This is a genomic window from Cupriavidus pauculus, from assembly GCF_022179805.1.
Lineage (GTDB): Bacteria > Pseudomonadota > Gammaproteobacteria > Burkholderiales > Burkholderiaceae > Cupriavidus > Cupriavidus pauculus_E.
Genome location: NZ_BPUO01000003.1, coordinates 128,914 through 153,902 on the forward strand (window position 1 = coordinate 128,914; position 24,989 = coordinate 153,902).

25 protein-coding genes are annotated in these 24,989 nt (G+C 66.3%); 18 read left to right on the forward strand and 7 right to left on the reverse strand.

What is annotated here, in order from left to right; translation table 11 throughout:
- The first annotated feature begins 268 nt into the window (after nt 1–268).
- The 11 genes from MFF62_RS06730 (at nt 269) to rfbG (ending at nt 10,771) form a co-directional block, all read left to right on the forward strand.
- Entirely contained in the window at nt 269–589 is a 321-nt protein-coding gene (locus tag MFF62_RS06730) for an RNA chaperone Hfq (RefSeq protein WP_238261462.1), read from the forward strand.
- A 276-nt stretch (nt 590–865) separates the two neighbouring features.
- Complete coding sequence (locus MFF62_RS06735) at nt 866–2,044, forward strand: FliC/FljB family flagellin (RefSeq protein ID WP_238261463.1); 1,179 nt, start codon at nt 866–868, stop codon at nt 2,042–2,044.
- 115 nt (nt 2,045–2,159) lie between these two features.
- Nucleotides 2,160–2,540, forward strand: a complete 381-nt coding sequence (locus MFF62_RS06740; RefSeq protein WP_238261465.1) for a flagellar protein FlaG — start codon at nt 2,160–2,162, stop codon at nt 2,538–2,540.
- A 48-nt stretch (nt 2,541–2,588) separates the two neighbouring features.
- Complete coding sequence (fliD, locus tag MFF62_RS06745; RefSeq protein ID WP_238261467.1) at nt 2,589–4,004, forward strand: flagellar filament capping protein FliD; 1,416 nt, start codon at nt 2,589–2,591, stop codon at nt 4,002–4,004.
- A gap of 17 nt (nt 4,005–4,021) precedes the next feature.
- The gene (gene fliS, locus MFF62_RS06750) at nt 4,022–4,459 is read left to right on the forward strand and encodes a flagellar export chaperone FliS (RefSeq protein WP_238261469.1); all 438 of its coding nucleotides are present in this window, start codon (nt 4,022–4,024) and stop codon (nt 4,457–4,459) included.
- A complete protein-coding gene (locus MFF62_RS06755; RefSeq protein ID WP_238261471.1) occupies nt 4,459–4,788 on the forward strand; it encodes a flagellar protein FliT in 330 nt (109 codons plus the stop codon). The genes fliS and MFF62_RS06755 overlap by 1 nt, the downstream gene beginning before the upstream one ends.
- 71 nt (nt 4,789–4,859) lie before the next feature.
- The gene (fliK, locus tag MFF62_RS06760; RefSeq protein ID WP_238261474.1) at nt 4,860–6,209 is read left to right on the forward strand and encodes a flagellar hook-length control protein FliK; all 1,350 of its coding nucleotides are present in this window, start codon (nt 4,860–4,862) and stop codon (nt 6,207–6,209) included.
- The gene (locus MFF62_RS06765) at nt 6,206–6,484 is read left to right on the forward strand and encodes an EscU/YscU/HrcU family type III secretion system export apparatus switch protein (RefSeq protein ID WP_238261476.1); all 279 of its coding nucleotides are present in this window, start codon (nt 6,206–6,208) and stop codon (nt 6,482–6,484) included. Before fliK ends, MFF62_RS06765 begins: the two co-directional genes overlap by 4 nt.
- Nucleotides 6,485–6,657: 173 nt before the next feature.
- On the forward strand, nt 6,658–8,931 hold the full coding sequence (locus MFF62_RS06770; RefSeq protein WP_238261478.1) for an O-linked N-acetylglucosamine transferase, SPINDLY family protein: 2,274 nt from the start codon (nt 6,658–6,660) through the stop codon (nt 8,929–8,931).
- Entirely contained in the window at nt 8,928–9,701 is a 774-nt protein-coding gene (gene rfbF / locus MFF62_RS06775) for a glucose-1-phosphate cytidylyltransferase (RefSeq protein ID WP_238261480.1), read from the forward strand. Before MFF62_RS06770 ends, rfbF begins: the two co-directional genes overlap by 4 nt.
- Entirely contained in the window at nt 9,701–10,771 is a 1,071-nt protein-coding gene (gene rfbG / locus MFF62_RS06780; RefSeq protein ID WP_238261481.1) for a CDP-glucose 4,6-dehydratase, read from the forward strand. Before rfbF ends, rfbG begins: the two co-directional genes overlap by 1 nt.
- Nucleotides 10,772–10,785: 14 nt before the next feature.
- Here the strand turns inward: rfbG and MFF62_RS06785 are convergent, their stop codons facing one another.
- From MFF62_RS06785 to fliE, 6 genes are all read right to left on the reverse strand, one after another.
- Nucleotides 10,786–11,274 carry an acyltransferase gene (locus tag MFF62_RS06785; protein ID WP_238261482.1) on the reverse strand — a complete coding sequence of 163 codons (489 nt, stop codon included), beginning with the start codon at nt 11,272–11,274 and terminating at the stop codon, nt 10,786–10,788.
- Nucleotides 11,271–12,158: an NAD-dependent epimerase/dehydratase family protein gene (locus tag MFF62_RS06790; RefSeq protein WP_238261484.1), complete on the reverse strand. Its 888-nt coding sequence runs from the start codon at nt 12,156–12,158 to the stop codon at nt 11,271–11,273. The genes MFF62_RS06785 and MFF62_RS06790 overlap by 4 nt, the downstream gene beginning before the upstream one ends.
- 10 nt (nt 12,159–12,168) lie before the next feature.
- Entirely contained in the window at nt 12,169–12,732 is a 564-nt protein-coding gene (locus MFF62_RS06795) for a dTDP-4-dehydrorhamnose 3,5-epimerase family protein (RefSeq protein ID WP_238261485.1), read from the reverse strand.
- 2 nt (nt 12,733–12,734) lie between these two features.
- Nucleotides 12,735–14,051: a lipopolysaccharide biosynthesis protein RfbH gene (gene rfbH, locus MFF62_RS06800; RefSeq protein ID WP_238261487.1), complete on the reverse strand. Its 1,317-nt coding sequence runs from the start codon at nt 14,049–14,051 to the stop codon at nt 12,735–12,737.
- A gap of 61 nt (nt 14,052–14,112) precedes the next feature.
- Nucleotides 14,113–15,633 carry an alpha/beta fold hydrolase gene (locus MFF62_RS30750; RefSeq protein WP_283205318.1) on the reverse strand — a complete coding sequence of 507 codons (1,521 nt, stop codon included), beginning with the start codon at nt 15,631–15,633 and terminating at the stop codon, nt 14,113–14,115.
- A 60-nt stretch (nt 15,634–15,693) separates the two neighbouring features.
- The gene (fliE, locus tag MFF62_RS06815) at nt 15,694–16,014 is read right to left on the reverse strand and encodes a flagellar hook-basal body complex protein FliE (protein ID WP_238261489.1); all 321 of its coding nucleotides are present in this window, start codon (nt 16,012–16,014) and stop codon (nt 15,694–15,696) included.
- A gap of 361 nt (nt 16,015–16,375) precedes the next feature.
- Here fliE and fliF point away from each other — a divergent pair, with 361 nt between their 5' ends.
- The 7 genes from fliF (at nt 16,376) to MFF62_RS06850 (ending at nt 24,449) form a co-directional block, all read left to right on the forward strand.
- Nucleotides 16,376–18,055: a flagellar basal-body MS-ring/collar protein FliF gene (gene fliF / locus MFF62_RS06820; RefSeq protein WP_238261491.1), complete on the forward strand. Its 1,680-nt coding sequence runs from the start codon at nt 16,376–16,378 to the stop codon at nt 18,053–18,055.
- A complete protein-coding gene (gene fliG / locus MFF62_RS06825; RefSeq protein WP_238261493.1) occupies nt 18,042–19,061 on the forward strand; it encodes a flagellar motor switch protein FliG in 1,020 nt (339 codons plus the stop codon). The genes fliF and fliG overlap by 14 nt, the downstream gene beginning before the upstream one ends.
- Nucleotides 19,048–19,884 (forward strand): flagellar assembly protein FliH, encoded by an 837-nt coding sequence (gene fliH / locus MFF62_RS06830; protein ID WP_238261495.1) that lies wholly within the window; start codon nt 19,048–19,050, stop codon nt 19,882–19,884. Before fliG ends, fliH begins: the two co-directional genes overlap by 14 nt.
- Nucleotides 19,877–21,334, forward strand: a complete 1,458-nt coding sequence (gene fliI, locus MFF62_RS06835) for a flagellar protein export ATPase FliI (protein WP_238261497.1) — start codon at nt 19,877–19,879, stop codon at nt 21,332–21,334. The genes fliH and fliI overlap by 8 nt, the downstream gene beginning before the upstream one ends.
- Nucleotides 21,327–21,779 carry a flagellar export protein FliJ gene (fliJ, locus tag MFF62_RS06840; protein WP_238261499.1) on the forward strand — a complete coding sequence of 151 codons (453 nt, stop codon included), beginning with the start codon at nt 21,327–21,329 and terminating at the stop codon, nt 21,777–21,779. Before fliI ends, fliJ begins: the two co-directional genes overlap by 8 nt.
- Nucleotides 21,780–21,795: 16 nt before the next feature.
- Complete coding sequence (locus MFF62_RS06845) at nt 21,796–23,277, forward strand: flagellar hook-length control protein FliK (protein ID WP_238261501.1); 1,482 nt, start codon at nt 21,796–21,798, stop codon at nt 23,275–23,277.
- Nucleotides 23,278–23,438: 161 nt separating this feature from the next.
- Nucleotides 23,439–24,449 (forward strand): alpha/beta fold hydrolase, encoded by a 1,011-nt coding sequence (locus tag MFF62_RS06850; protein WP_238261503.1) that lies wholly within the window; start codon nt 23,439–23,441, stop codon nt 24,447–24,449.
- Nucleotides 24,450–24,512: 63 nt separating this feature from the next.
- Here MFF62_RS06850 and MFF62_RS06855 read toward each other — a convergent pair whose 3' ends face one another.
- The gene (locus MFF62_RS06855) at nt 24,513–24,977 is read right to left on the reverse strand and encodes a helix-turn-helix domain-containing protein (RefSeq protein WP_238261505.1); all 465 of its coding nucleotides are present in this window, start codon (nt 24,975–24,977) and stop codon (nt 24,513–24,515) included.
- Between the last annotated feature and the right edge of the window lie 12 nt (nt 24,978–24,989).

Consider the following 24,989-nt stretch of genomic DNA (forward strand, 5'->3'; position numbering starts at 1 on the left):
TTGTTACTCTCCGGCCTGAAGTATTCCCCTTCTCTCCTGGCAGCGTCGAATCCATTCGGCAGCTGGGCAGCGTGGTTCGCTCGACCGAAACGCCTGTCTGCCGCGATCATGTCGCCATGTCCCTGCGCCGGTTCCGAGAGCGAATGTTTCAATTCTCGCCGGGATCGGGCTGCATTGGGCGTCACTTTTAGAGCGACGTATTCTGAAGTTTCCGATCCACGGACCGTTGTCAGCCGCCAGAACCCTCGCGGGCTCTTCCGGAGAAGTTGTGAAGAAGGAAATCAAGGCTCCCAGACCCAGCAGAAAGCTGCAGCAACTGCAATTCGCCGCGCACAGTTCCAGCCGCTCCGCGGTGATCGTGCACCTGTCGAATGGCACGCGGCTGAACGGCATCGTGCTGGCGTCGGACAATTACATGATCCTGCTCGGGCGGTCCGCGGAGGATCCCACCCCGACGCTGATCTACAAGCGCGCCATCACGGTGGTCACACCGGCCCACGCGTCGAACGACGACATGGCGATGCTGGACGCGGAAGGGTCGCCGGACTTCGTGCGTCTTTTCATCCCGCGCACCCGCAAGCGCCGCTGAACGGCGCCGCGCGGCCGGCCAGCCCGGCCGCCGCACCCCACGGTGCTCCTATATATATAGCGTCACACCCCAGGGCACCCGCCGCCGCCATGCGGCCGGCCGGAGGCCATACACCAGATCGGGCTACGCCCGCAACTCGCGCAAAGATCACTCTAAAGTCTTCCTACCCACGGTCGATAACCTTTGCAACGGAGGCACTCTACGCCCTGCACTGCAGGCAGCCAACGTTACGGCACCCGCCGGAATGCCTACAACATTGCATATAGGAGTCGTACCATGGCGCAAGTCATCAACACCAACATTCTGTCGCTGCAAACGCAGAGCAACCTGAACACGTCGCAAGCTTCGCTGAACAGCGCGATCCAGCGTCTGTCGTCGGGCCTGCGCATCAACAGCGCCAAGGACGATGCAGCTGGCCAAGCCATCGCCAACCGCTTCACCGCCAACATCAAGGGCCTGACGCAAGCTTCGCGTAACGCCAACGACGGTATCTCGATCGCTCAAACGACCGAAGGCGCGCTGACCGAAGTCAACAACAACCTGCAACGTGTCCGTGAACTGTCGGTGCAAGCCGCCAACGGCACGAACTCGCAGTCGGACCTGAAGTCGATCCAGGACGAAATTACGCAACGTCTGGCTGAAATCGACCGCGTGTCGGCTCAGACCCAGTTCAACGGCGTGAAGGTTCTGGCCAAGAACCAACAAATGACGATCCAAGTTGGTGCCAACGACTCGGAATCGATCTCGATCAACCTGCAACAAATCACCTCGAAGACCCTGGGCGCCCTGGGTTACAACGTGAACGGCCCGCAAGGCGCCGTGACCGCCGTGACCGCTGGCGACAAGGCCGTGACCGACGTGTTCGGCGCTGGCGCAACGGGCGCTGCTGACGCAACGACCGCCAACACGACGGCTGCCCTGCGCACCGCCCTGGGCGTGTCGACCAACACCGGCGCTACCGCTTCGCTGGTGAAGGACGCCAACGGCAAGCTGTTCATGCAAGTTACGCTGACCACGCCGACCGCGGCTGCCGACATCGCTGCCCTGAACGGCAAGAACATCGACGAAACGAAGCCGGTGTACATGGCTGTTGACTCGTCGTCGGGCACGCTGAACACGACGACCGGTGTGGTTGCTCTGACCGCCGCCACGACGTCGTCGAGCTTCACCAACGCTGCTACGGCCAACCCGCTGGCAACGCTGGACAAGGCCCTGGCTTCGGTTGACTCGCTGCGCTCCTCGCTGGGTGCTGTGCAAAACCGCTTCGAATCCGCGATCAACAACCTGAGCACGACGATCAACAACCTGTCGGCCTCGCGTTCGCGTATCGAAGACGCAGACTACGCAACGGAAGTGTCGAACATGACCCGCGCGAACATCCTGCAACAAGCTGGTACGTCGGTTCTGTCGCAAGCGAACCAAACCACGCAAAACGTGCTGTCGCTGCTGCGTTAATCGCAACACCGCAAAGAAGCCGGGCCGCAAGGCCCGGTTTTTTTGCCGGAGTGTTTTGGAGGCAGTCCACTGCCTCCAAAGCATTTCAACCTTGCCCTACCGGACGGAGCTGATCATGGCATCTTCCACTCCCGTTTCCTTGCCGGCGGCACGCTTCATCGCCGACGCAACGGTCAACAGCGCCGCCCCGGCCCAGCCGGTGGCGGCGTCCGTCGTGCGCGCTGGCGCCGCCTACCCGGCCACGTCCGGTGCCAGCCAGTTGCCGCCCGACGCTTCGCCGGACATGACCGCCGCCGTGAACGAACTGGTCGACGTACTGAAGACCACCTCGATCGGCCTGCGGTTCGAGATCGACGAAGACACCCATCGCGTGATCACCAAGGTGATCGACAAGGACACCGGCGAACTGATCCGCCAGTTGCCGAGCGAAGAGGTACTGCGCTTTGCGCGGGCCATCGACAAGCTCCAGGGGCTGTTCGTCAGCCACGCAGTCTGATTTCACGTACCAAGTCAGTTGAAGCACAACAACAACAGGTAAAAAAACATGGCCTCGATCTCGAACATCGGCGTTGGTTCCAACCTCGACCTGCAAGACCTGCTCGACAAGCTGGAAGCCAGCGAGAACACCCGGCTTGACGTGATCAACACGCAAGCCAAGAGCTACCAGACCAAGCTGAGCGGCTACGGCACCATCAAGAGCGTGCTCGACGCCTACGCGGCGGCCGCCAAGACGCTGGCCAACGCGCAGACGTACAGCGCCGTGACCGCATCGGTGGGCAGCGACAGCGTGCTGTCCGCCACCAACGACGCCACCGCGGTGGCCGGCACGTACACGGTCAACGTTACCGCGCTGGCTTCGGCGCAGAGCGTGGTCTCGAAGCAGGTGGCCGACCAGAAGGCAGCCATCGGCGGCGGCACCATCACGTTCGATCTGGGCGAGAACCTGGGCAGCGGCGGCACGCCGACCAGCACCAAGACCGTGACCATCGGCTCGGACACCTCGCTGCAAGGCATCCGCGACTCGATCAACAAGGCTGGCGTCGGCGTGACGGCCAGCATCATCAACGACGGCACCGGCAACCGCATCGTGCTGACGTCGGACCAGACCGGCACGAAGTCGGGCTTCCGCGTGACGGCCAGCGACAGCGCCGTGAGCGACGTCGTCGCCTACGATCCGACGGTGGCCGTACAGCCGAACGGCAGCTCGGAAAAGGTCAAGGCCGCCAACGCCGCGCTGACGATCAACAACATCGCCGTCACGAGCCAGAGCAACACAATCTCCGAAGCCGCCCAGGGCGTGACGCTGAACCTGAAGAGCCTTGGCACGACCAGCCTGGACATGAAGCTGGATACGGCGTCGATCAAGACCGCCGTCAGCGGCTTCGTGGCCGCCTACAACAACGTGCTGACGGCCGCCAAGACGCTGACCGCCTTCGACACCGACGCCGAGACCAAGGCCGCGCTGAACGGCGACAGCACGCTGCGCAACATCCAGTCGCGCATGCGTTCGATGCTGAACACGCCGATGTCGGACGGCAACGGCGGCTCGATCACGCTGTCGGACATCGGCGTGGAGTTCTCGATCGACAGCACCAACTCGGGTGCGCTGAAGGTCAACGACGACAAGCTGAACAAGGCGATCACCGGCAACATCGACAAGCTGAAGGCGGTGTTCGCGGGCGTGAACGGCAATGCCGGCATCGGCAAGAACATCACCGACTATAACGACTCGCTGAACGCCACCGGCGGCGCGCTGTCCGCGGCTACCGACGGCATCACCGCCACGCTGAAAGACCTGGAAAAGCGCTACGACGCCACGCAGACCCAGATCACGGCCACGATGGACCGCTACCGCGCGCAGTTCACGCAGCTCGACCTGCTGATCTCGCAGATGAACCAGACCAGCAGCTACCTGACGCAGCAGTTCAGCGCCCTGAACGGCACCAGCACCAAGAAGTAACCAACCGGAGTCAAGCCATGTTCGCGCGCCAAGGTATCAACGCCTATGCCCAGGTCGGAGTCCAGACCGGGGTCATGAGTGCCAGCCCGCACAAGCTGATCGTGATGCTGTACGACGGCGCGCGTTCGGCCATTGCCCGGGCCAAGTTCCATCTGGAGAACAACGAGCTCGAAGCGCGCGGCAATGCCATCTCCAAGGCCATCAACATCATCGACAACGGCCTGCGCGCGGTGCTGGACCACGAGGCGGGCGGAGAAATCTCCGCCAACCTCGAATCGCTGTACGAATACATGACGCGTCGCCTGATGCTGGCCAACCTGCGCAGCGACGTGGAATTGCTCAATGAAGTGGACGCCCTGCTCGAGAATCTTGCCTCGGCCTGGGCAGCCATCGACCCCGATGCACCCGCGCCGGAGTCGGCCGTGGAGTCCCAACCCGTCTTGCAGGACAACTGATGATGTTTGCCATGTCCCCCATCGTGCGCAGCTATGAAGAGCTGCTGGTACTGTCCGAGCAGATGCTCGACGCCGCGCGCGCGTCCAACTGGGATGCGCTGACCGATCTGCAGAAGGTCTACATGGCCGAGGTGGATCGCCTGCGCCTGCTCGACCACAGCGCGCCCTTCAACGACAACGAGCGCCTGCGCCGCTTTCAGTTGCTGGAACGCATCCTGGCGTACGATGCCCGGATCCGCGACCTGACCATGCCGCGCCTGGCCGAACTGGGCAACCTGCTCAACAACTCGCGCCGCAAGCTCGAACTGTCCGCCGCCTACGGCGCCTGAACCGCGCGCTGCGCCGCGCACAGGTTGCCGCCACGCGTATCACCGACGTTTTACTGCCCTGACACGCGTCAATGACCGGCATCCAGATTCCTTCCAGCCTGATTCCGCAGCAGGCACCGGACCCGCAGCTTTCGCGTCCCGCGCTGGCAATCGACAAGCTCGCCGCGCTGATGCCGGTGCCCGAGGTATCGCAGGGCAACGTACAGACGTCCACCGGCGAGGCCGCACAGGCACGCCAGCCCAACGCCCTCGGCCCAGGCGGCACGGATCCGCGCCTGGCCGGACAGCCCGGCTCCACGCGTGAAACACTGAGCTTTGCCGCCAAGGCCATTCTCGACCTGTTCGAAGGCGGCAGTGCCGCGCCCGCGCGTCCCGCGACGCCGCTGCTGGCGGCTTCGCCAACTGGAAATCCCGCCGCGACCCAGGACCTGGCCAGTGCGCTGGCGCGCTTTGTCGACCAGAGCGGCCTGTTCTACGAATCGCACGTCACCCAGTGGGTGATGGGGCAGCGTCCGCTGTCCGAGTTGCTGCAGGAGCCACAGGCCGCATTGCGCAATCCGGCCCAGTCGCCGACGCAAATGCCGGCACCATCGGCGCAGCCGCAGGCCCAGCCCGCCGCGCCCGCACCGGCCGCCCTGCTGCCCTACGGCGGCCCGGCCGCACCGGGCGCGCTGCCGCCGCCCAGCGCCACGATCCTGGCCGAACTGACGCGGCCGGTCATCTATCCGCTTTCCACCGGAATTCCCGCGCAGGCAGCGCATGGCCAGCCGCAGGCCGCCAACGCGCAGCCAGCCGCCAGTAACGCCGCCGCGCTCCAGCCGCAGACGCCGCAGAGCCCCGCCGCCGAACAGCGGCTCGCGGCACATGCCAGCGCGGCCGCGCATGCGTACCAGGTCACGGCCGAGATTTCGCAGGAAGGCCACCATGTTGCCCGCGCCCAGCACGCCGCCATCGTCGCGAGCTGGAATGCGCCAGATAGCAGCGCCACGCAAGCGCAGCCTGACCGGGGCCCGCCCATCCATCCGTCCAGCGAAGGCGTGGTGCGTCAGCAGCTTGAACTGCTGGCATCGCAGCAGTTCCGCGCCACCATCGACGCCTGGCCCGGCATGCCCGTGGACTGGGAAATCACGCGCGACTACGACCGCGAAGCCGGTGGCACCACGCCGGAGGCCGCCACCTGGAGCACCCGGCTGCGCCTGAACCTGCCGCAGCTTGGCAGCGTCGATGCCGTGCTGACGCTCGGCGCGCAGGGGCTCGAAGCGCGCCTGGTGGCTGCCGACAGCGACGCCGCCGCGCGCCTGATCCAGGGCCGCGCCGACTTCCGCAGCCAGCTCGATGCACGCGGCATCGCGCTGCTGAACCTGAACGTGTCGACGCAGGACACCCCGTCGACGCCCACCGTCATCGCCCTGCCAGCATGAGCGACAACCCGTCCGATCGCGGCGCCGCCGTCGCCCTCTCCTACCAGTCCAGCGACAACGCGCCGCGCGTGGTGGCCAAGGGCTACGGCATGTCCGCCGAGGCCATCATCACGCGCGCCCGCGATGCCGGCGTCTATGTACATGGTTCCCCCGCGCTGGTGAACCTGCTGATGCAGGTAGATCTGGACAGCCAGATTCCCCCGCAGCTCTATGTGGCCGTGGCCGAACTGCTGGCCTGGCTGCATCGCATGGAAGGCGAGCCCGCCGCAGCCTGAGCGGGAGAGCGCCGCATCCATCACGCCCGGCGCCCTGCCGGGCGAATTAGCCCCTGTTTTCCGCTGTGTTCGCGCCGTCGTATCTGGCGGCGGCTTGTTAATTTGTTGGCATGGGACCAGACCATCCATACGGATCGTCTGGGCGTCAGCAGTCCATCGAAAGACACAAGCCAATGAAGAAACAGCCAAGGGGAAGCGGTTCGCATGCACTGGAAGAGGCGTGGGCGCTGTTCCGCGTCGGTAACTATCCGGCAGCGCATGCCACGGCCGAGCAGGCCGGACGGCGCGGCGCGCCGCCTGTGCAGGTGGAATACCTGAAGGGATACTCGCTGCTGCTGCTCGACCGCGATGCCGAGGCGCTGCAGATCGCCCAGGCCGGTCTGGCCAAGTGGCCCGGCGACGTCGCGCTGCAAGGGCTGACCGGCATGCTGCTGGTGCGCCAGGACAATCCCGACGAAGCGCGCCCGCTGCTAGAGCGCGCGCTGGAAGTGCGTCCCGACGACACGAACCTGCTGCTGTCGATGGCACGTGTCCACAGCATGATGAACGAGCGCCCCGCCGCGCAGGCCCTGTACCAGCGCCTGGTCGAGGCCGATCCCACCAACTACATCGCGTTTTCCAACCTGGGCAACGAGCGGCGCGCCAATGGCGACCCCGCCGGCGGCCTGCAGGCCTATCGCATGGCGCGCCACGGCAATCCGTCGCTGGTGACCAACCGCTCGAACGTGCTGCTGGGCATGCTGAGCGCGGAAGACACCACGGCGCAGACGCTGCGTGCCGAGGCCGAGGACTTTGCCGCGATGCTCGCACGCGACACGGTGGCCGCCAGCGGCCCGCTGGGCAGCACGTCGCCGCGCATCCGCATCGGCTTCCTGTCGGCCGACCTTTCGTGGCACGCGGTTGCCTACTTCCTGATCCCGCTGATCGCGAACATCGACCGCAACCTCTTCGACGTGTTCCTGTTCCGCATGAACCGCAAGCAGGACAAGCTGACCGAGAAGCTGGAGCAGTACGCCACGGCGATGATCGACGTCAGCCGCCTGTCGACGCTCGACACGGTCCAGCGCATCCGCCGCGAGCAGATCGACGTGATGGTCGACCTGGGCGGTTACACCGGCCATTCGCCGCTGCTGGTGTTGTCGCACCGCGTGGCGCCGGTGCAGATGACCTGGCTGGGTTTTCCGGGCACCACCGGCATGCCGTCGATCGACTATCGCATCTCGGACTGGGTGGGCGATCCGGAAGGCGCCGAAAGCCACTATTCGGAAAAGCTGCTGCGCGCGCCGGTGTTCTGCGCGTTCCACCCGCTGGTCACCGCGCCGCTGCAGGTCTATGAAGACAAGTACCGCGTCAAGGACACGCCGGCACTGCGCAATGGCTTCATCACGTTCGGCTCCTGCAACGGCCTGACCAAGCTCAGCGACCTGACCCTGAAGCTGTGGGCCGATGTGCTGGACGCCTGCCCGAACAGCCGCCTGCTGATCGAATCCCAGAACGTGGCCCTGTCGGGCGTGCGCGAGATGTTCGAAGCGCGCCTGACGGCCCATGGCATCGACCTCGATCGCGTGGAACTGTTGAATCGTGTGGCCGACAACCAGTACGTCATGTACAACCGCATCGACATCGCGCTCGATGCCACGCCGTACACGGGCGGTACCACCACGTGCGACGCGCTGTGGATGGGCGTGCCCGTGGTGTCGCTGACCGGCGAGGCGTTCCACCAGCGTATCTCGGCGATCTTCCTCAAGGACTGCGGCCTGGAGCCGCTGGTCTGCGAGGACGCCGCCGCCTACGTCAACATGGCCAGCGAACTGGCCAGCGATATCGGCCGTCTCAACGAACTGCGCCTGTCGCTGCGCCAGCGCGTGGAAAGCAGCGCGATGACCGACGCGCCGCGCTTTGCCGCGTGGTTCGAGCAGCAAGCCTACGCACTGAGCCACGCCCGCAAGGGCCTGCCGGAAGCCATGCCCGAGCGCGAGCAGGGCGTGTACTTTGGCGGCACGTGGTACACGGCCACCGACATGGCATTGAGCGTGGCCGCTCACATCGAGACCGGCGAATTCGACAAGCTCCACAACGTGCTGGAGAACCTGAGCTCCACCTGGTATCGCCACTGGATGGTCACGTACGGCCTGGCCGTCTACAAGTACCACATGTCGTCGCGCTCCGAAGCCATCGACCTGCTGATCGAAGCCATTGGCCAGCGCCCGTACGCGCTGCCGCTCTATCGCCTGCTGGCAGCATGGCTGAGCGACAACGGCTTCGAAAAGGACGCGCTCGCCGGCCTGCTGGGCGAGCAGTTTGGCCTGGACCTGGCCACGCTCGAAGCCAGCCCGGTGCCGAGCGCCTTTGAAGTGGCGGGCATGAAGGTGGAAGTGGTTGCTGACGAACCGGCCAACACGCACGTCAACATCCGCATCAACGCCGACAGCGAGGCCCTCGCATGAAAGCCGTGATCCTGGCCGGTGGCCTTGGCACCCGCATTTCCGAAGAGTCGCACCTGCGTCCCAAGCCGATGATCGAGATCGGCGGCAAGCCGATCCTGTGGCACATCATGAAGATGTACTCGGCGCATGGCGTGAACGAGTTCGTGATCTGCCTGGGCTACAAGGGCTACGTCATCAAGGAATACTTCGCCAACTACTTCCTGCACATGTCCGACGTGACGTTCGACATGTCGGGCAACCGCATGGAAGTGCATTGCCAGAAGGCCGAGCCGTGGCGCGTCACGCTGGTGGACACAGGTGAGGACTCGCAAACCGGCGGCCGCCTGCGCCGCGTGCGCGACTACCTGCCGGCCGGCGAGTCGTTCTGCTTCACCTACGGCGACGGCGTGTCCGACATCAACATCAGCGCGGAAATCGAATTCCACCGCCGCCATGGCCGCTGGGCCACCGTGGCCGCCGTGCAGCCGCCGGGCCGCTATGGCGCCCTGCAGCGTACCGACGAGAACATGGTGACCGGCTTTGCCGAGAAGCCGCGCGGCGACGGCGGCTGGATCAACGGCGGCTTCTTCGTGCTGCAGCCCGAAGCCATCGACCTGATCGCCGGCGACCATATCGCCTGGGAACAGGAACCGATGGGGCAACTGGCGCGTGACGGCCACCTGCTGGCCTTCGAGCATTCGGGCTTCTGGCAGCCGATGGACACGCTGCGCGAGAAGAACCAGCTCGAACAACTGTGGCAAACCGGCAAGGCGCCCTGGAAAGTCTGGTGATGGAAGCGCTTGCTCACTACCGTGGCCGGCGCGTGTTCGTGACCGGCCATACCGGTTTCAAAGGCGCGTGGCTGTCGATGTGGCTGGCGCGCGCCGGGGCCAAGGTCACCGGCTATGCGCTGGCACCGGCCACCGAGCCGAACCTGTTCACGCTGGCCGGCGTCGGACGCACGCTGCACGCGCACCACATCGGCGACATCCGCGACACGGCGCAACTGCAGCAGGCCATGCGCACGGCCGAGCCCGAGGTCGTGTTCCACCTGGCCGCCCAGCCACTGGTGCGCGAAAGCTATCGCACGGCGGTGGATACGTGGTCGACCAACGTGATGGGCACAGTCAACGTGCTCGAAGCGGTGCGCGCCAATCCCTCGGTGCGCGCTGCCGTGGTGATCACCACCGACAAGTGCTACGAGAACCGTGAGTGGTTGTGGGGCTACCGCGAGACCGATCCGCTGGGTGGCCACGATCCGTACAGCGCCAGCAAGGCCGGCGCGGAACTGGTGGTGTCCAGCTATCGCCGCTCGTTCCTGGCGGCATCGGGCCAGCACCTGGCCAGCGCGCGTGCCGGCAATGTCATCGGCGGCGGCGACTGGTCGGCCGACCGGTTGATTCCCGACGCCGCGCGTGCCGCAGCGGCGGGCCAGGCGCTGCGTATCCGCCATCCGGAAGCAACGCGTCCGTGGCAGCACGTGCTGGAGTCACTGCACGGCTACCTGCTGTTGGGCACCAAGCTGCTCGGTGACGATGGCCGCACGTACGCCGATGCCTTCAACTTCGGCCCGGCCGCCACCGACAACCAGCCGGTACAGGCTGTGCTGCAAGGCTTGCAGCGGCACTGGCCGCAACTGCGTTGGGAACTCGATGCCGCGATGCGCGCAGCGGCGCCGCATGAAGCCGGCTATCTCTATCTGGATTCGTCGAAGGCCGTGCGCACGCTCGGCTGGCAGCCGCGCTGGACGCTCGACCGCGCCTTGCAGGAAACGGCGCGGTGGTACAGCCAGGTGCAGGCCAATCCCGACCAGGCCCGCGCCATCACCGAAGCGCAGATCGAAGCGTTCTCGGCAGCCTGATCGGCAGGCTACCCTTACTCGCGATACCGTACGATCCGGGCCGGATTGCCAGCAATCACTGCGTAATCCGGCCACTCGCCCTTGATCACGGCGCCCGCGCCGACCACGCAGCCCTTGCCCAGCGTGGTGCCATCCAGCAGCACGCAGTTCGCGCCAATCCAGCAGTCGTCGCCAATCACGATGCCGCCACGCGACGGCATGAAGCGCTGCTCGATGATCGTCCGGTTGCGGTCGCGATACTCGTGGTTGGTCGACGCCAGCGTGGTATTGGCCGCGATCAGCACGCCAGTGCCCATGCGCACGCCGTTGCCGGAGTAGATCACCACGCCCGAGTTCAGGTAGCAGCGCGGACCGATTTCCACGTTGCCGTCGCCGCCCGCGAACTTGATTTTCACGAAGCTGTCGATGGTGACGTCGTCGCCCACCGACACATGGTTGCCGCGCACCGAACGCTCGATGTCGGCCAGCGGCGAGATCTTCGCCAGCGTTGAGATTCTGTTCATCGCGAACGTTCCTTCAGCAGTCGGGTGGCCACATCGCGTACGAAGACGGTCATGCGCGTCCCATCAGTATCGGCTTCATCGTTCCAATGCGCCGAACCGAACGTGTAGGCGGCTTCCTGCGGACGATTGGTGCCAAGCGATACCGGCACCTCACCACCACCCGCAGCGGCCACCACGCCGGCACACAGCGTGGCCAGCGCATCCATGCGCCACGGCTGGCCCGACACGTGCGTCAGGCCCGGCAGTGCCAGGTCCAGGCCCTGCACCACCGCCACCACCAACCGGTCCAGCGAGACATAGCAGCGCACCGGCGAGCCATCTGACAGCAGGCGCAGCGCGCCCTCGCCCACGGCCTGGCGTGTGAAATCAAAAGGCGCCAGCGTCCAGCGGTCGAAGGTCGACCAGTCGGCCGGCGTGCCGAACAGATTGGCAGGCCGCAGGATCGTGGTGCGAAAGTCCTGCGCGGCCAGCAACTGCTCGGCCAGCAGGTGGGTCAACCCATAGTCGTTGGCAGGCACCGGCACGGCGGCTTCATCGAGCCGGCCGGCCGGCTTGCCGAACACGTGGAACGTGGACAGGTAGACCACGTGTTTCACGCCCGCCTCGCGCAGGCGGCCGGCCAACGCACGTGTGGCGGTGACGTTGGCCGTGTATGCGGCGAGCGGGTCCTGGCGGCACAGGATCTCGTTGGCGGCGGCCGCGTGCACGCAGGCGTCGATGCCGGCAGGCAACGCGGCCAGGCTTTCGGGATGCAGCAGGTCGAACCGCACGTCGTCAGTTGGCCGGCGGCCCGCCGTGAGCACCTTCCAGCCGCGCGCACGCAGGCCGCCGCGGATCGCGCCGCCCGCGTAGCCCGATGCACCGGTCAGCAACACTGTCTGCATGGTCTGTGGATCAGGAGAAATCGGTCTGCGCCAGATAGGTGGCCAGCGCGGGATGCTGCGTGTCGCGCGGCGACAGCACCGGGGCGCCAGTCACATGCGGCGCGCCGTCGAACCAGTCGATGCCGACGCTGTCGACATGCACCCCGGCATCCGCTTCGGGCGCGTGCACCGACGACACCAGGTACCAGAGGCGCGTGTCGTCGACGTGCGCGGCAAAGCCGTGGGCGATGCCGCGCGGGATGTACAGCATGGCCGGCGCATCGGCGCTGAGCATCAGGCTGATGCCCTGGCCAAACGTCGGCGAGCCGCGCCGCAAGTCCACCAGGCCGTCGCGCGCGCGGCCCGTCAGGCAACTCACGATCTTGGCGTGATCGTGCGGCGGGCGCTGGAAGTGCATGCCACGGATCACGCCGGCATGCGAGGTGGAGACATAGGACTCCGCGAAGTCCGTCTCCAGCCCTTGCGCGGCCAGCGTGGGCGCATGAAAGAGCTTCATGAAGTCGCCTCGGCTGTCGCCGATGCGCGCTCCATGCAGCAGGAAGCAGCCCGGCAGCGCAAGCGGCTCGGCACGCATGATCAGAACCCGATGCCGAAGAACTGTTCGAGCTTCTCGCCGACGAAGTCGAGCATCGACTCCGACAAGCCCGGGTAGATGCCCAGCCAGAACGTGTCGTTCATCACGATGTCCGAGTTGGTCAGGTCGCCCACCACGCGGTAGTTGCGGCCCATCATGTACGGCTGGCGCGTCAGGTTGCCGGCGAACAGCAGGCGCGTGCCGATGCGGTGCTGCTCCAGGTACGTGACCACGTCGGTACGGCGCACATTGGCCTCGGGGCGCAGCGTGACCGGGAACCCGAACCACGACGGATCGGAATTCGGCGTGGCGTGCGGCAGGATCAGCATGTCGCTGCAGGCGGCCAGGCGCTCACGCAGGAAGGCGAAGTTGCTCCGGCGCGCGGCGATGAAGCCTTCGGCGCGGTCGATCTGGGCCAGCCCGCATGCGGCCTGCATGTCGGTGATCTTGAGGTTGTAGCCCAGGTGCGAATACGTGTACTTGTGGTCGTAGCCTTCGGGCAGGTTGCCGAGCTTCCAGCAGAAGCGGCGATTGCACGTGTTGTCCTTGCCCGGCGGGCAGTAGCAATCACGGCCCCAGTCGCGGAACGACTCGGCAATGGTCTTCAGCGCGTGGTTGTTCGTGAACACCGCGCCGCCCTCGCCCATCGTGATGTGGTGGGCCGGGTAGAAGCTCAGCGTGGCGATGTCGCCGAACGTGCCGACGAGCTGGCCGTTGTAGGTGGCGCCCAGCGCGTCGCAGCAGTCTTCCACGAGCCACAGGTTGTACTTGCGGCACAGCGCCGTCACCACTTCGAGGTTGAACGGGTTGCCGAGCGTGTGGGCCAGCATGATGGCCTTGGTGCGCGGCGTGATCGCGGCCTCGATGCGGCTGGCATCGATGTTGTACGTGCCCAGTTCCACGTCGACGAAGACGGGTACCGCGCCGCACTGCAGGATCGGGTTGACGGTGGTCGGGAAGCCCGCGGCCACGCCGATGACTTCGTCACCGGGCTGGATGGCGCGGTCGCCCAGGCGCGGCGACGTCAGCGTGGCAAATGCCACCAGATTCGCCGACGAACCCGAGTTCACGGTCAGCACGTGCTTCACGCCCAGCAGCTTGCCCAGCCGCTGTTCGAAGGCGTCATTGAAGCGGCCCGTGGTCAGCCAGGCGTCGAGCGAAGCCTCGACCATGGCCTTCATCTCAGGCGCGCCCACCACCTTGCCAGACGGCGGGATCACGGTTTCACCAGGCCGGAATCCCTGGGTTTCGCTCTGGACCAGTGCCGCGTATTCGTCGACCAGCCCTGCGATCTTCGCGCGTAGTGTTTCCTTGTTCATTCCCAAGCTCTATTGGTTATATCTGCGCGGCTCTAGCGGCCGCAGCATTGTTCGGTCGTACTTAAGCGGCCTTTTTGTCAGCCGTCTGCGCCATGGCATCCATCTCGGCCACCACGGCCTGCGGATTGTCATGAATCAGGTCGTGGCCGCCGCGTACCTGCGTCACGGCGATGCCGCGTGCGCGCAGTTCGTCCAGGTCGTCCTTGTCCAGGCAGCAGGCCACCTTGTCGGTGCGGCGTTGCGGATGCATCGACACGTCGCCCGTCAGCGTGTGCACCGGCGTCTGCAGGCCATCGAGCAGATGCCAGAACGTGCGCTCGGCGATCACGGTTTCGGTCACGCCGTAGATGTCCCACGCGAACTGCCGCGCGTGAAGATTGTCCGGCGACGACGCCAGCACGCTGCGCAGGAACGCGTGGTTGTGCCAGAGCTTCTGCGCCGAGAACGGCGTGTCCAGCAGCAACACGCCCTTGCAGCGTTCGTCCTCGCGCGCCAGTGCCAGTCCTACGGCGCCGCCAAAGCTGACGCCCACCACCTGGTAGTCGCCCTGAATCTCGCGCGCAATCGCCGGCAGCAGTTCGCGGGCGAAGCCTTCGGCCGAATACTCGGCCGGCCGCCAGCTCTTGCCCGAACCGGGCAGGTCGGCGAACACCAGGTTCACGTGCGATGCCACGCCGGCAAAGTCGGCCACGGTCTCGATATTGCCCAGCGATCCATGCAACACCAGCCACGTGGGCGCGTCGGGCTTCCAGGTCTGCGGCACGCGCAGGCGCACCACGCCGGTGGCGCCCGCGATGATGCGCTCGCCCTTGGTCTGCGACCGCATGCGGTGGATCATCGTCGCCTTGGCCTCGTCGAGCTTGCCCAGCGCCGGCGTCTCGCCGTTCATGATCCAGCGGATGTTGGCTTCCACGTCGGCCTTGGGCCAGTCCCACCACCGCAGCGCCTGCAGGTGCGCACTGGTGGCCTCGTCGAAGCGGCGACGGATGAAGGTGGCCGGATTGCCGGCCCAGACCTCGTAGGGGCCCACGTCGCGCGACACCACCGCGCCCGCGCCGATCACGGCGCCATCGCCAATCGTGACGCCAGACAGGATGGTCGAATGCGCGCCGATCCAGACGTCGTTGCCGATGGTCACGCCGCCGCGCGTGGACGAAAAGTCCGGCACCGGCACGGTCTTGAACAGCGTGCCGAAGTGCGGCGCGGTGAACGGATAGATCGTGTGCCAGTCGTGGCGGTGATAGCTGCCCAGGATGACCTTCACGTCATGCCCGATCGTGCAGTAGTTGCCGATGGCCAGCCGCGCGTATTCGCCGGGCTGGTTGTGCGGGAAGACCGACGGCACGCCGTAGCTGTAGTCGCCAATGCTGTACTGGGTGGGCTGGTGCAGGTGCACGGCGGTGAACTGCAGGCCCTGGACGTTATGGCCAACGGTCCACTGCAGGTGCGTGGCGCCACGATGCTCGGGACGCACCGCCAGGATCTGGCGCGCCACGTCCGCCGCCTGGCTTCGGTTGCCCTGCATCAGGGCATTCACCGCCAACTGCATGGCGTCGTCGATCGTCATGGTCTGTTCGGCCATGCGCCTCCTTGTCTTCTGAGCTGGGTTGCCCGGCAAGTCTGCCGGGCAGGTCTGCCCGGCTTAAACCGGCATGTTCATCATTTCCTGGTACGCCGCCGCCAGGCGGTTACGCACCTGCACCGTGGTCTGGAAGGAAATGTTGGCCTTCTGCATGTCGATCATCACGTCGTTCAGCGACACACCGGGCTTGCCCACTTCAAACGCCTCGGCCTGGCCATAGGCGCGTTCCTGGGTGGCGTTCAGGCGCTGCAGCGATCGCTGCAGTTCGCCGCCAAAGCCGGTGGATGCGGCCGCGGCCGTCTGTGAGGCGTTGCCGCCGCCAGCCACCTGCGCCAGGCCGCGCAGTTGCTGGAGCATGCCTTCGATAGAGGAAATGGTCATGGCTCGTACAGGTTGGATAGGGTCGATCCAGGACGCGCGTGACGAAAACACCACTCACCATCCTGTTTCAGCCCTCGCACTGTACTGGCGGCCCCTCTCCTCCCAAAGGATGAAATCGGTGGGAAAACCCGGCCTATTCAGCCAATTGGTCATCGGCCGTCTGACCGATCATCGCTACCGTGCCGGATCTGGCGGATCGACGTGTTTTCGTCTTGCCGCCCGAATCCACGGAAGATCAACTATCGCGGGGAGTGCGCGTGTTTTTTCAGCAGCGTAAAGTGAGCCGTGCCGAGATGAATAACGGCAGCGAAGGCCAGAGTGGTAAGGGCAGGGTATGCCCGGCCAAGCCGGAGACGCGCGCATGAACGCGACCGCCACCCTGCCCAACGGCGCGGCGCTGGTCGAGCGCCTCAAGGGCAACCCGCGCCTGCCCATGATGCTGGGCGGTGCCGCGCTGGTCGCGGCCATCGCCGTGGGCGTCATGTGGTCGCGCCAGCCCGACTACAAGGTGCTGTACACCAACCTGTCCGAGCGCGACGGCGGTGCAGTGATCCAGTCGCTGCAGCAGATGAACGTGCCGTACAAGTTCGCCGAAGGCGGCGGTGCGGTGATGGTGCCGTCCGACAAGGTGGCCGAGACGCGTCTGCGCCTGGCCAGCCAGGGCCTGCCCAAGAGCGGTACGACGGGCATGGAACTGATGGACAACCAGAAGTTCGGTATCAGCCAGTTTGCCGAGCAGGTGAACTACCAGCGCGGCCTGGAAGGCGAGCTGGCCCGCTCGATCGAATCGATCGGTGCCGTGCAGTCGGCCCGCGTGCACCTGGCCATCCCCAAGCCCACGCTGTTCGTGCGCGAACGCCAGAAGCCCACCGCTTCGGTGGTGCTGCAGCTCTACCCGGGCCGTGCGGTCGATGAAGGTCAGGTGGCCGCGATCACGCACCTGGTGTCGTCGAGCGTGCCGGAACTGACCCCGAAGTCGATCTCGATCGTCGACCAGCACGGCAACCTGCTGTCTGGCAGCAGCGACCGTTCGATGGACGCCACCCAGCTCAAGTACGTGCAGCAGGTGGAACAGAGCTACGTCAAGCGCGTGGAATCGATCCTGGCCCCGATCCTCGGCAAGGACAACGTCCACGCCCAGGTCACGGCCGATGTCGACTTCGCGTCGGTGGAACACACCGACGAGAGCTTCAAGCCGAACCAGGACCCCACCCGCGCCGCCATCCGCAGCCAGCAGACCAGCGAATCGAACCAGCAAGGCGGTTCGCAGGTGGGTGGCGTGCCCGGCGCGCTGTCCAACCAGCCGCCGGCCGCCGCCGTGGCCCCGGTGACCACGCCGCAGCCGCCGCGCCAGCCCGGCCAGCCGAACCCGCCGGCCCAGGCCAACCAGGCCACGCAGACCGCCGAGAAGACCGGCCCGAGCAACAGCCGCCGCGACGCCACCACCAACTACGAACTCGACCGCACCGTGCGCCACGTGCAGCAGGCACCGGGTGGCGTGAAGCGCCTGTCGGTGGCCGTGGTGGTGAACTACCGCAGCAAGGTCGACGCCAAGGGCAAGCCGATCACCGAGGCGCTGTCCGCCAAGGAACTGGCCCAGATCGAAAACCTGACCAAGGAAGCCATGGGCTTCTCGGCTGACCGTGGCGACTCGCTGAATGTGGTCAACAGCCCGTTCACGGCCGAGAACAACAAGGAACCCGAAGTGCCGCTGTGGAAGCAGCCGCAGATGATCGACCTGGCCAAGACTGGCGTGGGCTACGTGCTGCTGGCGCTGCTGGCCGTGTTCCTGTGGTTCAAGGTGGCGCGTCCGGTGCTGCGCAAGTACACCGCGCCGCCGGTACCCGCGACCATCGAGGCCTCGGAATCCAGCGCCGCCGATGCCGTGCTGCCGCCGCCGGAAGAGGAAACCAATCCGGAAGTGCTGCGCCTGGCTGCTAAGTACGAAAGCGATCTCGCCCTGGTGCGTGACGCCGCGCAACGCGACCCGCGCCTGGTCGCCAGCGTAATCAAGACCTGGATGGCAAATGACGAAGGCTAACGCTAGCAAGGGGGCCCCGGAGAAGGGCCTGCAGAAGAGCGCCATCCTGATGATGGCGGTGGGCGAGGATTCGGCCGCCGAGGTGTTCAAGCACCTGTCGCCGCGCGAAGTGCAGCAGCTGGGCTCCGCCATGGCCAACCTGTCGGCCGTGACCCGCGAGGAAATGGCCGAGGTGCTGGCCGAATTCCGCGGCGAGACCGAGCAGTACCTGGCCCTGAACGTCGACTCCAGCTCGTTCATCAAGAGCGTGCTGAACAAGGCGCTGGGCGAGGAACGCGCGCTGTCGGTGATCGAGGACATCCTGGAATCCCGCGATCCGGGCGGCGGCATCGATTCGCTGAACTGGATGGAAGCCACGTCGGTGGCCGAGCTGATCAAGGACGAGCACCCGCAGATCATCGCCACCATCCTTATCCACCTGGACCGCCAGAAGTCGTCGGAAGTGCTGGGCTTCTTCACGGAACGCCTGCGCAACGACGTGGTGCTGCGTATTGCCACGTTCGGCGGCGTACAGCCGGGCGCGCTGCAGGAGCTGACCGACGTGCTGACCAAGCTGCTGGCAGGCCAGAGCCTGAAGCGCAGCCGAATGGGCGGTGTCCGCACGGCGGCCGAGATCATCAACCTGATGAGCACGGCCCACGAGGAAGCAGTCATCGACGGCGTGCGCACGCACGACGCGGACCTGGCGCAGAAGATCATCGACGAGATGTTCCTGTTCGAGAACCTGATGGAAGTGGACGACCGCGGCATCCAGCGCGTGCTCAAGGAAATCGCCACCGAATCGCTCATCGTCGCGCTCAAGGGCGCGCAACAGGAACTGCGCGACAAGTTCATCCGCAACATGTCGACGCGTGCCGGCGAAATGCTGCGCGAGGACCTGGAAGCCCTGGGTCCGGTGCGTGTGTCGCAGGTCGAGGCCGAACAGAAGGCCATCCTGCAGGTGGTGAGACGCCTGGCCGAGGCCGGCGAAGTCCAGATTGGCGGAGGAGACGATGCCTACGTTTGAGCGCGGCTTTGCCGCTGGCCGCGGCCCGGGCCGCGGCGACCCCGGTTTCTTCGGCGCGCCCAGCGCGCCGCAAGGTGGCGGCCTCACGAACGTCCACCCCAGCGACGAAGGCTTCAAGAGCTTCGAGCGGCCCGCCCCGGGCCACGCCGGTGGCAACCCGTGGCAGCGCTGGCAGATGGAATCGCTGGACCCGCGCGACGCGCTGAGAAAGGCCCTGGCCGCGCAACTGCCGGTCGAGCCCCCGCCCCCGCCGCCCATCGACTTCGCCGCGCTTGATGCGATGCGCGAAGGCGCCCGCAAGGAAGGCTATGCGCAGGGCTACAACCAGGGCCAGACGCAGGGCTACGGCGACGGTCACCGCGAAGGTTATGCGCGTGGTCTGGAATCGGCCCGCAACGAAGCGGCCCGCCTGCACGAACTGGCCGGCAACTTCCAGAACGCGCTGGGCCGTGTCGACACGGAAATCGCCGACGCACTGATCTCGCTGGCGCTGGACGTGGCGCGCCAACTGGTGCGCAAGACGATGGAAATCGATCCGGCCGCGCTGGTCCCCGCCGCGCGCGAGCTGATCAACGCAGAGCCGCCGCTGTCTGGCGCGCCTTGCCTGCTGCTGAACCCCGAAGACGTGGCGCTGGTGGAAAACCACCTGCGCGGCGAACTGGAAGCCGCCGGCTGGACCGTGCGTGCCGACGCCACCGTGGCACGCGGCGGCTGCATCGCCAGCGCGGCCAGCGGCGAACTGGACGGAACCCTGGCTACCCGCTGGGAACGCGTGATCAAGGCCCTGGGCCGCAACGATCCGTGGGAGCCCCCCCATGCATGAACCCCAGGCCACCGCGCCCGAAGCTGCCACCGCAGCCGCAGCAGCCCACACCGGCCGCTGGCGTGATGCGCTGGCATCGGCATCGACGAGCATCGCCGAGATCGACAGCAAGCGTACCTGTGGCCGCCTGACGCGCGCCGCCGGCCTGGTGCTGGAGGCCGTGGGCCTGCGCATGCCGGTGGGCAGCGACTGCCTGATCGAACTGCCGGGTGGACAGCATGCGCACGGTGGCCCGCGCACGGCCGAGGCCGAAGTGGTGGGCTTTGGCGCCGACCGCCTGTATTTGATGCCGCAATCGGACGTGGCCGGCCTGGTGCCGGGCGCCCGCGTCTATCCGCTGGAACCGTCGCCGCTGCCCAAGGGTGTAAGCGCACCGCGTGAGCCCGGTTCCAAGCGCCTGCCCGTGGGCGATGGCCTGCTGGGCCGCGTGCTGGATGCTGCCGGCCGTCCGCTGGACGGACTGGGCCCGATTTCGGCCGCCAGCGAGGTGCCGCTGTCGGGCGCCCAGATCAACCCGCTGATGCGCGCTCCGATCGAAACGGTGCTCGACACCGGCGTGCGCGCGATCAACGGCATGCTGACCGTGGGTCGCGGCCAGCGCATGGGCCTGTTCGCGGGCTCCGGCGTGGGTAAGTCGGTGCTGCTGGGCATGATGGCTCGCTACACGAACGCCGACGTGATCGTGGTGGGCCTGATCGGCGAGCGCGGCCGCGAAGTGAAGGAATTCATCGAGAACATCCTGGGCGAGGAAGGCCGCAAGCGGTCCGTGGTGGTAGCCGCACCGGCCGACTGCTCGCCGCTGCTGCGCATGCAGGGCGCCGCCTATGCCACGCGCCTGGCCGAGTACTTCCGCGACAAGGGTCAGCACGTGCTGCTGATCATGGATTCGCTGACCCGTTATGCGATGGCCCAGCGTGAAATCGCGCTGGCCATTGGTGAACCGCCGGCCACCAAGGGCTATCCGCCTTCGGTGTTTGCCAAGCTGCCCACGCTGGTGGAGCGCACCGGCAACGGCCCCGAGGGCGGCGGTTCCATCACCGCGTTTTACACGGTACTGACCGAAGGCGACGATCAGCAGGACCCGATCGCCGATTCGGCCCGCGCCATTTTGGACGGCCACATCGTGCTGTCGCGAAGTCTCGCCGAAGCGGGCCACTATCCCGCCATCGACGTCGAAGCATCGATCAGCCGCGCCATGACCGCACTGATCGAACCGCCGCAGTTTGCCTCCGTGCGGCGCTTCAAGCAGTTGATGTCGCGCTACCAGCGCAATCGCGACCTGATCAGCGTGGGCGCCTACGTGCCCGGCAACGATCCGGAGCTGGACCTCGCGATTCGCCTACACCCGCGCATGGAGGCTTTCCTGCAGCAGGATATCCACGAACGCGCGGATTACGAGGCCTCGATTGCCCAGCTGCACGCGACCATCGGAGCAACGCACCATGGCTAAGACTTCGCCGCTGAACACGCTGGCAGACATCGCCCAGGACAACACCGACAAGGCCGCGCGCGAACTCGGCCGCCTGCAGGGGCTGCGCACGCAGGCCGAGCAGCAGCTGCACGCGCTTACCGAGTATCGCCACGAATACCGTGAGCGCATGCAGGCCATCGCCGCCGAGGGCATGACGTCCAGCCGCTGGCAGGATTTCTCGCGCTTCCTGGACTCGCTCGACCACGCCATCCGCCAGCAAACTGCCACGCTGGCGAAGGCCGAAGCCGACCTGCTGGCCGGACGCACGCACTGGCAACAGGAAAAGCGCCGCCAGAACTCGTTCGACACACTGATTACACGCGCCGAAGTGCGCGAGCAGCAGATTGCCACGCGCCGCGAACAGCGCGCCAACGACGAATACGCCGCCCGAATCGCCCGTCAGCCGGCGAGCGGCCATAACTGACCTGCCCGAACCCACAATGATCGATATCAGCCAGATCGTCGGCAACGCCGCCGCAGCCCTCAGCTCTCCCAAACTGCCGGACGCCAGCAAGGACGGCAACGTGTTCCAGGACGCGCTGACGCGTGCACGCCAGGACGGCAAGCCCGCCACGCCGGCCGCACCGCAGGTGAAGGTGCCCGCGAAGGACAGCAAGCAGGCCGATGCATCGAAGGAGAGCGCCGCGCAGAAGCCGCAACAGCCGGCCGCCAACAATGCGCTGCCGCAGAAGGACTCCGGCAAGGTTGCCGGCAAGACCGATGCGAAGACCGACGACGCCAAGGATGGCGAGACTGAAGACACGGCATCGAGCGACGCCGCAGCAGCCGCCGCAGCACTGGCCGCCGCCGCGCTGCTGATCCAGCCCCTGCCCCAGCAACCCGCTGCTGCTGCCGCAACGGGCGCAGACACCGCCGCCATCAACGCGCTGCCGACGCTGCCCGCGCAGGGCGCGGCACAGGCCGCCGCTGCCGCCGCCACGGCAGCAGCCAACGCCGCAACGGCTGCCGCCACGAAGGCGGATCCCGCTGCCGATGCTGCCGCACTGCAGGCACAGGTCGATGCACAGCTGCCGGCCACGACCGTGGACACGGCCGCCAAGGGCACCACGCCGAGCCCGACCGACACCCTGGCCCTGATCGCCCAGCAACGCGCCGCGCTGCAGAACACCGCACCGACCACCGCCGACAAGATCGCCGCCGCCGTGACCACGCCGGCCCAGACCGCTGCACAGGATGCACGCGGCCAGGGCGCCGGCCAGCAGCACGCCAACCTGGGCCAGTCGAGCAAGCAGGCCCCGCTGGCCGCCGACAGCACGCAAGCCGCCGCCAACACCACGGCACCCGCCACGCCGTACGCTGCCGCTCAGGCCAGCGCACGCACCGGCGAGGCCGCGGACACCGGCGCCACCAATTCGAGCAGCGCCGCCACCATCGCATCGGCACTGGCAGCGCAAGCACCGGCCCATACCGCCCAGGCCAGCGCCGCCGCTGCGGCAGCACGCCCGGTCATCACGCCGAACCTGAACGACAGCCAGTGGTCGCAAGCGCTGGGCCAGCAGATGGTGCGCATGTCGACGCAAGGCAACCAGACTGCCGAGCTCGACCTGAACCCGCCCAACCTGGGACCGCTGAAGGTGGTGCTGAACGTGGTGAACGATCAGGCCCAGGCCCAGTTCGTATCGCCGCACCAGGCCGTACGCGCCGCCGTGGAAGCCGCGCTGCCGCACCTGCGCACGTCGATGGCCGAAGCCGGCATCCAGCTTGGCCAGACGTCGGTGGGCGCGGACAGCTTCGCCCAGGCCAACTCGGGCGGCCAGCAACAACAGCAGCAACGCCAGGCCAGCAACGGCAGCTTCGGCCAGGCCATGGGCTTCGGCAACGACCCGGCCACGCCGGCCACCCCCGCCACGCCGCGCGCCCCGCGCACACTGGCACGCGGTAAAGTGGATACGTTTGCTTGAGTGTAAGGTTTTGCTGAGGGCTGCCGCCCCTCTCCCGCCCTTTTTTTTCTCCCCTCTCCCACTTCGTGGGAGAGGGGAGAAATCCAGAGGTTCTTCCAAGGAACTTCCCCCGCCCCCGCATGGTCCCCTGTAGCGCCCCTCCTCCCACAAGGCGCCCGACCATGTCCAGACTTCGCCCCCTGCTGCTTGCCCTTACGCTGACCGCCACGCTTGCCCATGCCGCCGACGATGGTCCGGCTTATGGTCCCGAGCTGGAAGGCTTCGACTACCCCTATCCCGTACAACGCTACAAGTTCTCGTCGCAAGGCCAGCCGCTGGAGATGGCGTTCATGGACGTCAAACCCGACAAGCCGAACGGCCGCGCCGTGGTGCTGCTGCACGGCAAGAACTTCTGCGGGGCCACTTGGCAGGAAACCATCCGCCAGCTCAGCAACGCCGGCTACCGCGTGGTGGCGCCCGACCAGATAGGCTTCTGCAAGTCGACCAAGCCCGCGCACTACCAGTACACATTCCAGCAACTGGCTCGCAACACCCACGACCTGCTGGCATCACTGGGCATCCGCGACGTCACGGTGATGGGCCATTCCACGGGCGGCATGCTGGCCATGCGTTATGCGCTGATGTATCCGCAGGCAACCAGGCAGTTGGTGCTGGTGAATCCGATCGGACTCGAAGACTGGAAGGCCAAAGGTGTGCCATCACTCTCGGTGGACCAGTGGTACGCCCGTGAGCTGAACACCACCGCCGACCGCATCCGCAACTACGAGAAGTCCACCTACTACGTGAACCAGTGGAAGCCCGAGTACGAGCCTTGGGTGCAGATGCTGGCCGGCATGTATCGCGGACCGGGCAAACAGATCGTGGCGTGGAATTCGGCGCTGCTGTACGACATGATCTACACCCAGCCCGTGGTCTACGAACTGGGCGCCATCCAGGCGCCCACGCTGCTGATGATCGGCGACAAGGACACCACCGCCATCGGCAAGGACGCCGCACCGCCCGAGGTGCAGCCCAAGCTGGGCCGCTACCCGGAACTGGCGCAGGCCACAGCCAGGGCCATCCCGAACACAACCCTGGTGGAATTCCCCGAAATGGGCCACGCGCCACAGATGCAGGACCCGGCGGCGTTTCACAAGGCGTTGCTGGAGGGGATGGGAAAGGTGACCCGGTAGTTCGAGTGCGGCTACAACATTGACCTGAACCCGGACAGGGCTTTGACTGTCCGCGTGAACATCTCATTCGTAGCCCATGCCCAGGGCCTGGGCCTGGCGCGCCAACTCTCCCATCAGCCGTTCGCTCTCATCGTGCCGGGCAGCCTTGTAGGCCATCAGGTCGGCAAAACGCACGCGGCGATGCTTGCCGGTCTTGTGGAACGGCAGCTCGCCATCTTCGAGCAGCTTGACTAGGTAAGGTCGGGACACGTTCAGCAAATCGGCGGCTTCCTGGGTCGTCAGTTCGGCGTGAACCGGAACGACTTGCACCGCATTGCCAGCCGCCAGTTCCGCCAGGATATCGAGCAGCAAGCATACGGCTGTGGTTGGCAATTCAATTTGATGCGCCTCATCCCGCTCATCGAAAATCTGGATGCGCTGTGTGTCAATGTGTGTCCGAAGAAAGGCAGCCAGATCGCGCTGGCCGCGCACGGCAGCTTCGACTTCCTTTTCGACGGGCAAGGTGGTGCGAGGATCGAGGATGGGCATTGCAAGACTCCC

Excerpts from the sequence above, each read along its gene's own strand:
- MFF62_RS06735 (WP_238261463.1), top strand. The coding sequence starts at position 866 with ATGGCGCAAGTCATCAACACCAACATTCTGTCGCTGCAAACGCAGAGC.
- MFF62_RS06740 (WP_238261465.1), top strand. The coding sequence starts at position 2,160 with ATGGCATCTTCCACTCCCGTTTCCTTGCCGGCGGCACGCTTCATCGCC.
- fliD (WP_238261467.1), top strand. The coding sequence starts at position 2,589 with ATGGCCTCGATCTCGAACATCGGCGTTGGTTCCAACCTCGACCTGCAA.
- fliS (WP_238261469.1), top strand. The coding sequence starts at position 4,022 with ATGTTCGCGCGCCAAGGTATCAACGCCTATGCCCAGGTCGGAGTCCAG.
- MFF62_RS06755 (WP_238261471.1), top strand. The coding sequence starts at position 4,459 with ATGATGTTTGCCATGTCCCCCATCGTGCGCAGCTATGAAGAGCTGCTG.
- fliK (WP_238261474.1), top strand. The coding sequence starts at position 4,860 with ATGACCGGCATCCAGATTCCTTCCAGCCTGATTCCGCAGCAGGCACCG.
- MFF62_RS06765 (WP_238261476.1), top strand. The coding sequence starts at position 6,206 with ATGAGCGACAACCCGTCCGATCGCGGCGCCGCCGTCGCCCTCTCCTAC.
- MFF62_RS06770 (WP_238261478.1), top strand. The coding sequence starts at position 6,658 with ATGAAGAAACAGCCAAGGGGAAGCGGTTCGCATGCACTGGAAGAGGCG.
- rfbF (WP_238261480.1), top strand. The coding sequence starts at position 8,928 with ATGAAAGCCGTGATCCTGGCCGGTGGCCTTGGCACCCGCATTTCCGAA.
- rfbG (WP_238261481.1), top strand. The coding sequence starts at position 9,701 with ATGGAAGCGCTTGCTCACTACCGTGGCCGGCGCGTGTTCGTGACCGGC.
- MFF62_RS06785 (WP_238261482.1), bottom strand. The coding sequence starts at position 11,274 with ATGAACAGAATCTCAACGCTGGCGAAGATCTCGCCGCTGGCCGACATC.
- MFF62_RS06790 (WP_238261484.1), bottom strand. The coding sequence starts at position 12,158 with ATGCAGACAGTGTTGCTGACCGGTGCATCGGGCTACGCGGGCGGCGCG.
- MFF62_RS06795 (WP_238261485.1), bottom strand. The coding sequence starts at position 12,732 with ATGCGTGCCGAGCCGCTTGCGCTGCCGGGCTGCTTCCTGCTGCATGGA.
- rfbH (WP_238261487.1), bottom strand. The coding sequence starts at position 14,051 with ATGAACAAGGAAACACTACGCGCGAAGATCGCAGGGCTGGTCGACGAA.
- MFF62_RS30750 (WP_283205318.1), bottom strand. The coding sequence starts at position 15,633 with ATGGCCGAACAGACCATGACGATCGACGACGCCATGCAGTTGGCGGTG.
- fliE (WP_238261489.1), bottom strand. The coding sequence starts at position 16,014 with ATGACCATTTCCTCTATCGAAGGCATGCTCCAGCAACTGCGCGGCCTG.
- fliF (WP_238261491.1), top strand. The coding sequence starts at position 16,376 with ATGAACGCGACCGCCACCCTGCCCAACGGCGCGGCGCTGGTCGAGCGC.
- fliG (WP_238261493.1), top strand. The coding sequence starts at position 18,042 with ATGACGAAGGCTAACGCTAGCAAGGGGGCCCCGGAGAAGGGCCTGCAG.
- fliH (WP_238261495.1), top strand. The coding sequence starts at position 19,048 with ATGCCTACGTTTGAGCGCGGCTTTGCCGCTGGCCGCGGCCCGGGCCGC.
- fliI (WP_238261497.1), top strand. The coding sequence starts at position 19,877 with ATGCATGAACCCCAGGCCACCGCGCCCGAAGCTGCCACCGCAGCCGCA.
- fliJ (WP_238261499.1), top strand. The coding sequence starts at position 21,327 with ATGGCTAAGACTTCGCCGCTGAACACGCTGGCAGACATCGCCCAGGAC.
- MFF62_RS06845 (WP_238261501.1), top strand. The coding sequence starts at position 21,796 with ATGATCGATATCAGCCAGATCGTCGGCAACGCCGCCGCAGCCCTCAGC.
- MFF62_RS06850 (WP_238261503.1), top strand. The coding sequence starts at position 23,439 with ATGTCCAGACTTCGCCCCCTGCTGCTTGCCCTTACGCTGACCGCCACG.
- MFF62_RS06855 (WP_238261505.1), bottom strand. The coding sequence starts at position 24,977 with ATGCCCATCCTCGATCCTCGCACCACCTTGCCCGTCGAAAAGGAAGTC.